Origin of the sequence: Paraburkholderia sp., from assembly GCF_034668105.1 — a bacterium.
In the GTDB taxonomy this organism is placed as follows: Bacteria; Pseudomonadota; Gammaproteobacteria; order Burkholderiales; family Burkholderiaceae; genus Paraburkholderia.
Map to the genome: position 1 here is coordinate 1 of NZ_JAXDPY010000591.1, position 9,825 is coordinate 9,825.

Annotated in this window: 10 protein-coding genes; 9 read left to right on the forward strand and 1 reads right to left on the reverse strand. The window is 63.3% G+C overall.

Translation table 11 applies throughout. The annotated features are described in order from the left end of the window. The coding region (locus QOC89_RS26090; protein ID WP_323047662.1) for a helix-turn-helix domain-containing protein at positions 1–416 on the reverse strand (416 nt) is incomplete at its 3' end. A 206-nt stretch (positions 417–622) separates the two neighbouring features. Here QOC89_RS26090 and QOC89_RS26095 point away from each other — a divergent pair. The 9 genes from QOC89_RS26095 to QOC89_RS26135 all read left to right on the forward strand — a co-directional run bounded on the left by QOC89_RS26095 (position 623) and on the right by QOC89_RS26135 (position 9,717). Further along, entirely contained in the window at positions 623–1,327 is a 705-nt protein-coding gene (locus QOC89_RS26095) for a FadR/GntR family transcriptional regulator (protein ID WP_323047663.1), read from the forward strand. Between the two features lie 97 nt (positions 1,328–1,424). Continuing rightward, entirely contained in the window at positions 1,425–2,315 is an 891-nt protein-coding gene (gene ltnD, locus QOC89_RS26100) for an L-threonate dehydrogenase (RefSeq protein WP_323047664.1), read from the forward strand. Positions 2,316–2,330: 15 nt separating this feature from the next. Further along, positions 2,331–3,641, forward strand: a complete 1,311-nt coding sequence (gene otnK / locus QOC89_RS26105) for a 3-oxo-tetronate kinase (RefSeq protein ID WP_323047665.1) — start codon at positions 2,331–2,333, stop codon at positions 3,639–3,641. After that, on the forward strand, positions 3,638–4,300 hold the full coding sequence (locus tag QOC89_RS26110; protein ID WP_323047666.1) for an aldolase: 663 nt from the start codon (positions 3,638–3,640) through the stop codon (positions 4,298–4,300). Before otnK ends, QOC89_RS26110 begins: the two co-directional genes overlap by 4 nt. A 98-nt stretch (positions 4,301–4,398) precedes the next feature. After that, complete coding sequence (gene otnI / locus QOC89_RS26115) at positions 4,399–5,187, forward strand: 2-oxo-tetronate isomerase (protein WP_323047667.1); 789 nt, start codon at positions 4,399–4,401, stop codon at positions 5,185–5,187. Positions 5,188–5,243: 56 nt separating this feature from the next. After that, positions 5,244–6,224 (forward strand): D-erythronate dehydrogenase, encoded by a 981-nt coding sequence (gene denD, locus QOC89_RS26120; protein ID WP_323047668.1) that lies wholly within the window; start codon positions 5,244–5,246, stop codon positions 6,222–6,224. Positions 6,225–6,699: 475 nt separating this feature from the next. Continuing rightward, a complete protein-coding gene (pcaF, locus tag QOC89_RS26125; RefSeq protein ID WP_323047669.1) occupies positions 6,700–7,902 on the forward strand; it encodes a 3-oxoadipyl-CoA thiolase in 1,203 nt (400 codons plus the stop codon). A 555-nt stretch (positions 7,903–8,457) separates the two neighbouring features. Next, complete coding sequence (locus tag QOC89_RS26130) at positions 8,458–9,030, forward strand: hypothetical protein (protein WP_323047670.1); 573 nt, start codon at positions 8,458–8,460, stop codon at positions 9,028–9,030. 138 nt (positions 9,031–9,168) lie between these two features. Continuing rightward, complete coding sequence (locus QOC89_RS26135; RefSeq protein ID WP_323047671.1) at positions 9,169–9,717, forward strand: hypothetical protein; 549 nt, start codon at positions 9,169–9,171, stop codon at positions 9,715–9,717. Positions 9,718–9,825: the final 108 nt, after the last annotated feature.

Here is a 9,825-nt window from a genome sequence, read left to right on the forward strand (position 1 = left end):
GTCGGCACGCGCAGCACATAGACGATTTCAGTGCGGTCGAGCACGGCCGCCGAGCAGCTCTCGTGGACCTGCGCCGACAGGCTTTCCATCACCGGCTCGGCGAGATTCCAGAACGGCATCGAGGTCAGATACGCGAAACCGAGGTCGAGAATCTTCGGCGTGAGGCGGAACAGGCGGCCTTCGGCCTCCACGTAGCCGAGCGTCTGCAAGGTCAGCAAAATGCGGCGTGCGCCGGCGCGGGTCAGGCCGGTGGCGGCGGCGACGTCGGTGAGCGTCTGCTCGGGACGGGCGGCGCTGAATGCGCGAATCACCGAGAGGCCTCGCGCGAACGACTGCACATACGAGTCGCCCGGTTTGTCCGCGGCCGGTTCGGCGCTGACAGGATCGGCGGAAGACGGCGGCAGGGCTTTGCTCATGGACCTTGAAAGATGCGTTCGAAGAAGGGGCGCACAGCGCTCGCGCGATTCAGCGGCACGATGCTGCGCAAAGGCGTGACGATAGCTTAAGCCTTCTGTTTCGCCAACTTTGCCCGCGTTTGCTCAAAAAACTCAGGGTTTGCATGGATGCAGTCAAATTCCGAAATTTGTATGATGACCCGACAACATGATCCATTGGGACATCCATGTTCGACAAGATTCCTGCCCGCGCGCTGAGCGACACCGTCGCGCAGCAGCTGCTCAAGCAGATCGACAAAGGCACCTTCGCAAGCGGCGGCAAGCTGCCGACCGAGGCGGTGCTGGCGCAGCAGTTCGGCGTAAGCCGCACGGTGATCCGTGAGGCGATTTCGCGGCTGAAGAACGAAGGTGTGGTCGAGCCGCGCCAGGGTAGCGGCGTGTTCATCGCCGCGCACGGCGCGATCCGGCCGCTGCGCATCGACTACGCGGAGGCGGTCGAAGCGGGCTCGGTACTGCAAATCCTCGCGCTGCGGCGGGCGATCGAGGCGGAAGTCGCCTCGGAAGCCGCCCTGCACCGCAGCGACGCGGACCTGTTTTCGATCGACGCCGCGCTCGCGAAAATCGACGCAGCGGTGGCCGACGGCGAGAACGGCGTCGCCGAAGATGTCGCTTTCCACCGCGTGCTTGCCGCGGCCACCGGCAATCCGTATTTCCTCAAGACACTCACCTTCCTGAATCAATACCTCGAAGCCGGCACCGTGGTGACGCGGCGCAACGAGGCCTTGCGCGAGGACTTCTCGCGTCAGGTGCGAGATGAGCATGTGGCGATCGTCGCGGCGATCCGGGCGGGCGATCCGCTCGCGGCACGCAATGCGGCGAGCACGCATCTGTACAACGCGGCACGGCGGCTCGCGGAGGCGGGTCTCGGCTGAACTGAACGGAACTGAACGGAACTGAACCGCGGCCGCCCGGGTCCCCTCAGAGCCGGTTCCAGCGAGACGCTTGCGGCCAACCAACCTGGAGTCAAGCATGTCCAGAAATGTCGGTGTTATCGGGCTCGGAGCGATGGGCATGGGCGTCGCGCGCTCACTGCTGCGCGCGGGCTTTCAGGTCCACGCGTGCGATCTGCGCAGCGAGATCCTGCAAGCGTTCGTGGCGGCCGGCGGCGTCGGCTGTGGGTCGCCTGCCGAGCTTGGCGCGCAATGCGAGGTGGTCGTCACGCTGGTCGTGAATGCGGCGCAAACCGAAACGGTGTTATTCGGCGCAGAAGGCGCGCTCGCTGCGATGAAACCAGGCAGCGTGGTGATTGCGAGCGCAACCGTCGCGCCGGATTTCGCGATCGACCTCGGCCAGCGCATCGAAGCGGCCGGCGTGCAGATGCTCGACGCGCCGGTGTCCGGTGGCGCGGCGCGTGCCGCGTCCGGCGAAATGACGATGATGACCTCCGGCCCGGCCGCCGCCTACGCCGCGTGCGAGGACGTGCTGGCCGCGATGGCCGGCAAGGTCTATCGGCTCGGTTCGGCGCACGGCGCCGGGTCGAAGGTGAAGATCATCAATCAGTTGCTGGCCGGCGTGCATATCGCCGTGGCCGCCGAGGCGATGGCGCTCGGCTTGCGCGAAGGCGTCGATCCTGACGCGCTGTACGAGGTCATCACGCATAGCGCGGGCAATTCGTGGATGTTCGAGAACCGTGTGCCGCATATTCTGAGCGGCGATTACACGCCGCTTTCCGCGGTCGATATCTTCGTGAAGGATCTGGGCCTCGTGCTCGATACCGCGCGCCGTTCGAAATTCCCGTTGCCCTTGTCGGCGGCGGCGCATCAGATGTTCATGATGGCGTCGAGCGCGGGGTACGGCGGCGAGGACGATGCCGCGGTGATCAGGATTTTCCCCGGCGTCGATTTGCCGGCGGCCAGGTAAGCGCGGGAGCCTGCCATGACCCCTTCCTCCGGATCCGCATTGCTCGGCTGCATCGCCGACGATTTCACGGGCGCCACCGATCTCGCCAACATGCTGGTGCGCGGCGGCATGCGCACGGTGCAGACGATCGGTGTGCCCACCTCGAACGACGCCGTTCAAGCCGATGCGCTGGTCGTCGCGCTGAAATCGCGCACGATTGCCGCCGCCGACGCGGTCGCGCAATCGCTCGCCGCGCTCGAGTGGTTGCGTGCGCAAGGATGCCGCCAGTTCTTTTTCAAATACTGTTCGACCTTCGATTCAACCGATGCCGGCAACCTGGGTCCGGTCACGGATGCCTTGCTCGACGCATTGTCCGCCGAGGGCGGCGCGACGGCTTTCACGATTGCCTGTCCGGCATTTCCCGAGAACGGCCGCACGATCTATCGCGGCTATCTGTTCGTCGGCGATGTGTTGCTGAACGAATCGGGCATGGAAAATCATCCGCTCACGCCGATGCGCGATGCGAATCTCGTCCGCGTGCTGCAGCGGCAGACTGGATCGAAAGTCGGCCTCGTGCGTCACGACACGGTGGCAAAAGGCGTGTCGGCCATACGCGAATCCTTCGATGCACTACGCGGCGACGGCGTGCGAATGGCGATCGCCGACGCGGTATCGGACGCGGATCTTTACGTGCTGGGAGAGGCGTGTGCCGACCTCACGCTGATCACGGGCGGTTCCGGCGTTGCGCTGGGCCTGCCTGGCAATTTCCGCCGCGCGGGCATGCTGGCCGAAGGCAATGACGCCGCGCAATTGCCGCTTATTGAAGGACTGTCGGCGGTGCTGGCCGGCAGCGCTTCGAAAGCAACCAATGCGCAAGTGGCGGCCTGGCGCGAAAACCGGCCTGCGTTCCGTATCGATCCGCTTGCCGCGGCGCGCGGCGAAGCGGTGGTCGAGCAGGCGCTGGCTTTTGCGCAGCCGTATCTGGATCAAGGCGAGCCCTTGCTGATCTACGCCACCGCCACGCCCGACGAAGTCAAAGCGGTGCAACGCGAACTCGGCGTCAACGAAGCGGGGCACCTGGTCGAATCCACGCTGGCATCGATCGCACGCGGTTTGCGCGAGCGCGGCGTGCGCAAGTTCGTGGTGGCGGGCGGCGAGACCTCGGGCGCCGTGGTGCAGGCGCTCGACGTACATACCCTGCGGATCGGCGCGCAGATCGATCCCGGCGTCCCCGCCACAGCAACGACGGACGCCGAACCGCTCGCGCTTGCATTGAAGTCCGGGAACTTCGGCGCGATCGACTTCTTCGAAAAGGCGCTGCGCCACCTTGATGGAGCCGCGTCATGACCGGCACAGTCGCACTTCACACGACGACGGAAGCACGCGTGCGCGAAGAAATCTGCGTGACGGGTGCGAGTCTTTATCAACGTGGCTATACCGTGGGCAGCGCCGGCAACATCAGCGCGCGCCTTGAAGACGGCTGGCTGATCACGCCGACCGATGCGTGCCTCGGCCGGCTCGATCCGGCCGATATCGCCAAGGTCGATTTCAACGGCAACGCGGTGTCCGGCGGCAAGCCGTCGAAAACGCTGGCGCTGCATCGGGGCATCTATGCGCGTAACGGCGAGGCGCGCGGCATCGTCCACACGCATTCGACCCATCTGGTTGCGTTGACGCTCGCCGGCGTATGGCGAGACGACGACGTTCTACCGCCGATCACGCCGTACTACGTGATGAAAGTGGGTCACGTCCCCCTGATTCGTTACAAACGTCCCGGCGATCCGCAGGTGGCCGGGCAGATCGCCGCGCTTGCAGGTACCGTTCGCGCGGTTTTACTTGAGCGCCTGGGGCCCGTGGTGTGGGAACGCTCGGTGGCGCAGGCGTCGTATGCGCTCGAGGAACTCGAAGAGACGGCGCGCCTGTGGCTGATGACGAATCCGCGGCCCGCGCCACTCGACGATGCGGCGCTCGAAGAACTGCGAGCGCTGTTCGGCGCGCGCTGGTAGATCGACCCACCCGTCGCTGGATAGAAAACTTGCCTGCGGATCTGCATTCATCGCCGCTTCCGCACATAGAACCCAATCACTTTCAAGGAGTTGCCGCCATGCCTCGCTTCGCCGCCAATCTGACCATGATGTACAACGAACACGCGTTCCTCGACCGTTTCGCCGCTGCGGCAAAAGACGGCTTCACGGCAGTGGAGTTTCTGTTTCCCTACGATTTCCGTGCCGGAGAAATCAAGGCCCGGCTCGACGCGAACGGTCTGACCCAGGCACTCTTCAACGCGCCCCCCGGCGACTGGGCCGCGGGCGAACGCGGCATCGCCTCGCTGCCGGGCCGCGAAGACGAATTTCGCCGCAGCGTCGAAACCGCGCTCGATTACACGCGCGTGCTCGGCAATCGCAAATTGCATGTGATGGCCGGGCTGATTGGTGCGGATCAGTCGCGGGCCACGCATCGCGACGTGTACCTGAAGAATCTCGCCTATGCCGCGCAGGCCGCGCAGGCGGAAAACGTCACCGTCGTGATCGAGCCGATCAATACACGCGATATGCCGGGCTTCTTTCTGAATCGTCAGGACGATGCCCAGGCGATTTGCGCGGAAGTGGGCGCGCCGAATCTCAAAGTACAGTTCGACTGCTATCACTGCCAGATCGTCGAGGGCGACCTTGCGATGAAGCTGAAACGCGATATGGCAGGCATCGGCCACATTCAGGTTGCCGGCGTGCCCGAGCGCCATGAACCCGATATCGGCGAAGTGAACTATCCGTATCTATTCGAGCTGATCGACACGCTTGGCTATGACGGCTACATCGGTTGCGAATACCGGCCGCGGGCTGCCACCTCGGACGGCCTCGGTTGGCTCAGGCCATACATGAACGCCGCTCGCTGACAAGAACAGGGACAACGCCAAATCGGGGCAACGCCTGCACAAGGACAAAGCACATCATGAAAGTACTGATCACCGGCGGCGCGGGTTTTCTCGGCCAGCGTCTCGCACGCGAACTGTTGACCCGTGGTTCGTTGAAGGACACGGACGGCAAGCAGCAGGCAATCACCGAACTGGTATTGCTCGACGTGGTGCACGGAAGCGATTTCGGCGATCGCCGCGTGCGCACGGAAGTGGGCGACATCGCCGAGCGCAGCGTGCTCGACCGTGTGATCGACGAGCAGACCGCCGCGATCTTCCATCTCGCCGCGATCGTGAGCGGACAGGCCGAGGCGGATTTCGATCTCGGCATGCGCATCAATCTGGACGCGTCGCGCCTGCTGCTGGAAGTCTGCCGGCAGCGCGGGCACACACCGCGGGTGCTGTTCACGAGTTCGGTGGCCGTGTATGGCGGCGATCTGCCCGAGGTCGTGCAGAACGACACCGCACTGAATCCGCAATCGTCGTATGGCGCACAGAAGGCGATCGCGGAACTGTTGCTCAACGATTACTCGCGGCGCGGTTTCGTCGACGGACGGGTGGTGCGGCTGCCCACCATTAGCGTGCGGCCGGGCAAGCCGAATGCGGCGGCGTCGTCGTTTGCGAGCGGCATCATTCGCGAGCCGTTGAACGGCGAAACGTCGGTGTGTCCGGTCGCGGGCACGACGCGTTTGTGGCTGCTGTCGCCACGCAAGGCCATCGAAAGCCTGATCGCGGGACTCGAGCTCGATTCCGCCGCGCTCGGCAACCAGCGCGTGTTGAACCTGCCGGGGATTTCGGTGAGTGTCGACGAGATGGTGGCGGCGCTGCGCGAGGTGGCGGGCGACGAGGCCGTGAAGCGCATCGTGTGGCATCCGGATGCGCGGGTGGAGAAGATTGTCGGCAGCTGGCCGGGGCAGTGGGACTACGCGCGTGCCGAACGGCTCGGGTTGAGCGGCGATCGCAGCTTCGCCGATGTGATTCGCGCTTATATCGCGGATGAGGGGATTCAGCTCCGCTGAGCGCGTGCTGGTCGGTGTATCGGCCTGGTGTCACAACTGCATGCTGAACAGCAGAGCGCGCCAAAGCGTCGTGCCGGCGGGCGTAAGTGCACTTTGCGTACATTGCCGGTACGAGCGCGCCAATCTTCAGACCTTTTTATGTGGCCTTTCTCCAAGGCCGCGGGTCCACACATATTCCCTGATCCAGGGCGGCCTTCGCTTGACAGGGTTTCAGGCACACGCCTATTATCGAGCCTGGTTGTTCGATATATGACCTTGTGTTCTCTTATCGAACAAATGGCCTCAATCCCGAGCCCATCGTTCATCATCCTGCGCTAAGCTGATCTATCGCGACGGCTGCCATGCGGCCGTTCTCGTCGCGGCGGCCGGCCCGATGCCGTAGGGCATCCAGCCGCGCCACGCGCAAGCGACCGGCGCCGCCAGGCGATCGCTACTGGTGGCGTAGCGCACGCAGCACATCAACTGGAGACATCACATGACCGAAGCATTCCTTTGCGACGCGATTCGCACCCCCATCGGCCGCTATGCGGGTTCACTGTCGTCGGTTCGCGCCGACGATCTGGGCGCGGTGCCGCTCAAAGCGCTGATGGAGCGCAACAAAGACGTCGACTGGAACGCGATCGACGACGTGATCTACGGCTGCGCGAACCAGGCAGGCGAAGACAATCGCAACGTCGCGCGCATGTCGCTCCTGCTCGCTGGTTTGCCGCAAGGCGTGCCGGGCTCGACGGTGAACCGTCTGTGCGGCTCGGGCATGGACGCTGTCGGCATTGCCGCTCGCGCGATCAAGTCGGGCGAGGCCGCATTGATGCTGGCCGGCGGTGTCGAAAGCATGAGCCGTGCGCCGTTCGTGATGGGCAAGGCCACCAGCGCGTTTTCGCGCCAGGCCGATATCTTCGACACGACGATCGGCTGGCGTTTCGTGAACCCGTTGATGAAGCAGATGTACGGCGTCGATTCGATGCCGGAGACCGGCGAAAACGTCGCAACCGACTACAAGATCAGCCGCGCCGATCAGGACGCGTTTGCGCTGCGCAGTCAACAGAAGGCCGCGCGCGCGCAACGCGACGGCACGCTCGCGCAGGAAATCGTCGGCGTGACGATCGCGCAGAAGAAGGGCGATCCGATCACCGTCTCGCAAGACGAGCACCCGCGCGAAACCAGCCTTGAAACGCTCGCCAAACTGAAGGGCGTGGTGCGCGCGGACGGCACGGTCACGGCAGGCAACGCGTCGGGCGTGAACGACGGCGCAGCGGCGCTGCTGCTCGCCAACGAAGAAACCGCGAAGCGCTTCGGCCTGACGCCACGTGCGCGCGTGCTGGGTATCGCAACGGCAGGCGTTGCGCCGCGCGTGATGGGCATCGGCCCGGCGCCCGCCACGCAGAAATTGCTGGCTCGCCTGAACATGACCATCGACCAGTTCGACGTGATCGAACTGAACGAGGCATTCGCCTCGCAAGGCATTGCGGTGCTGCGCGCGCTCGGCGTGGCGGACGACGACGCGCGCGTGAATCCGAACGGCGGCGCGATTGCGCTCGGCCACCCGCTCGGCATGAGCGGTGCGCGTCTCGTGACCACCGCGATGTACCAATTGCATCGCACGCAAGGCCGTTTTGCGCTGTGCACGATGTGCATCGGCGTCGGTCAAGGCATTGCGATCGCGATTGAACGTGTGTAACGGTTTGGCGCTCGCGCAGCGAGCGCCCCGGCGTCTTTGGCGTTGAGACTTCGCGGATAACGCTTGCCGGTGGCCCCAGGATGAACAGCCCCTTAGCTCAGGCGACGGGGCTGTTTTATTTGTGCACGTCGCATGAATTCACCGGCTATTGAATTTACGGTTAATCGGTGTTAATGACTCATTCCGATTGCATTGCGCCGAATGCCAGCGAAAGAATTAATGAGCGATCGGATTTTCATGCAGTATGTATTAATGCCTTAAGCATACTACGCATTGCTGCCGTATATAGGGGTGCCCTGGAGACTTAAAGCGGGTTGTCAGCCGGCAGGATGCCGCCGCGACAGCACACTGCGGCATTTCGTATCAAGCCGCCGGTCAATTTGAAAATCACGATATAAACAATCGTAGCTTCTTGTAAGGCATGTACAATCGTTGCGCCACACTCGTTTTAGTAATGGATATCCTGAAGATGTATGCATTCGTGGCGTTAATCGGCATCCTGCGGTTTCAGATCGCTATCACGCCAGATCGAACAATTTCTCGAGGAGCACATAAATGAAGGCAGCGACGATTGGAGCAGCGTTGATGGTAGCGGCTTTCGCCGCGGCACAACCCGTGTGGGCGCAAGATGCGTTGGCCAGTGCCGCGCAAGGTATCGTCGGCGCAGTGCAGCCGGTGCATGTGAAGGCGGAGATCGTCGGTATCGATCCGGGCACCCGCACGCTTACGCTCAAGGGGCCGGGTGGTAATGCGGTGATCGTGCTGGTGAGCCAGCAAGTTGCCGGCTTCGAGCAACTGAAGATCGGCGATCGGGTGGATGTGCTGTACAAGAATGCGCTGCTGGTGAAGGCCGACAAGGTCACCGGCAAGGACAAGGGCATTCGTGCGCGCGTCGATACGCAGGTGTATGCCCCGGCCTCGGGCGGCTTTGACTCCGCACGTCAGATCGAGGTGCTCGCCACCGTGCAGAAGATCGATCACAAGAAACGCCTCGTCACGCTGCGCGGCGCGTATCAGACGCAAACGCTCGAAGTCGGACCGGACGTCGATCTGAAGGGCGTCAAGGTCGGCGATACGATTCATGCGGTATTTGTTTCGGCAGCGGCCGTGCAGGTCACGCCGCAATAGTTGCAATAGCCGCGATCTCCGCAGGCGCTGCGATGGTGGTGAAGTCAAGGAAGTCAAGGCCACGCCAGTAAGCGGCACGCGCTCAAGCAGCACGACGCAGCCGCTCAAACGCGGCAGCCATCGCTCCTCGGAGCAGGCATGACCGATCAGCAAACACCCCTCGCTGCAGGGGTGTTTGTTTTTGCGCGGTACGAAAGCCCAATCATGTGCGTCGTATCACTGCGGGACATCAGGATCGGGTCGCCGGTGCGCTCACCATCGTATCCCTGTCTTATGTGCAATCAGGCGACGTGGTCCCCCACCTCTGGAGGAATAGTGAAGAGAAAACCCTATCGCTGGATCGGCCGCAGCTTGCGTCAGGCCTTGCTCGTCAGTTTCCTGCTTGGCTCCGTGTCGAGCTTCGCGGCCAGCTTCGACTGCAATCGCGCACGTCTGCCGGACGAAAAGGCGATATGTGCTTCACGGCACCTGAGCGAGCGCGATGTCGAGATGGCCGTGCGCTATCAGATGTTGACTGGCCTGGTTGCGATGGGCACGCGTGGAGACATGCAGGACGAACAGCAGGCCTGGCTGAAAACAAGGCAAGCATGTGGCGGGAACCAGGCGTGTCTGGATACGGCGTATCGGAATCGCATTCAAAGGCTCAAGGACGAGTACGCGACGCTTGCCAGCCGCGCGCCATTCTGACGAGGAGCCGGCGGCGTGCGACGCGTAACAAGTTATGTCGCGCTATGTCACGGCGCGTTCGAATCGCCCGCAAACCCTTGTCCAGCAAGCCTCTGTCACGGTGAAACA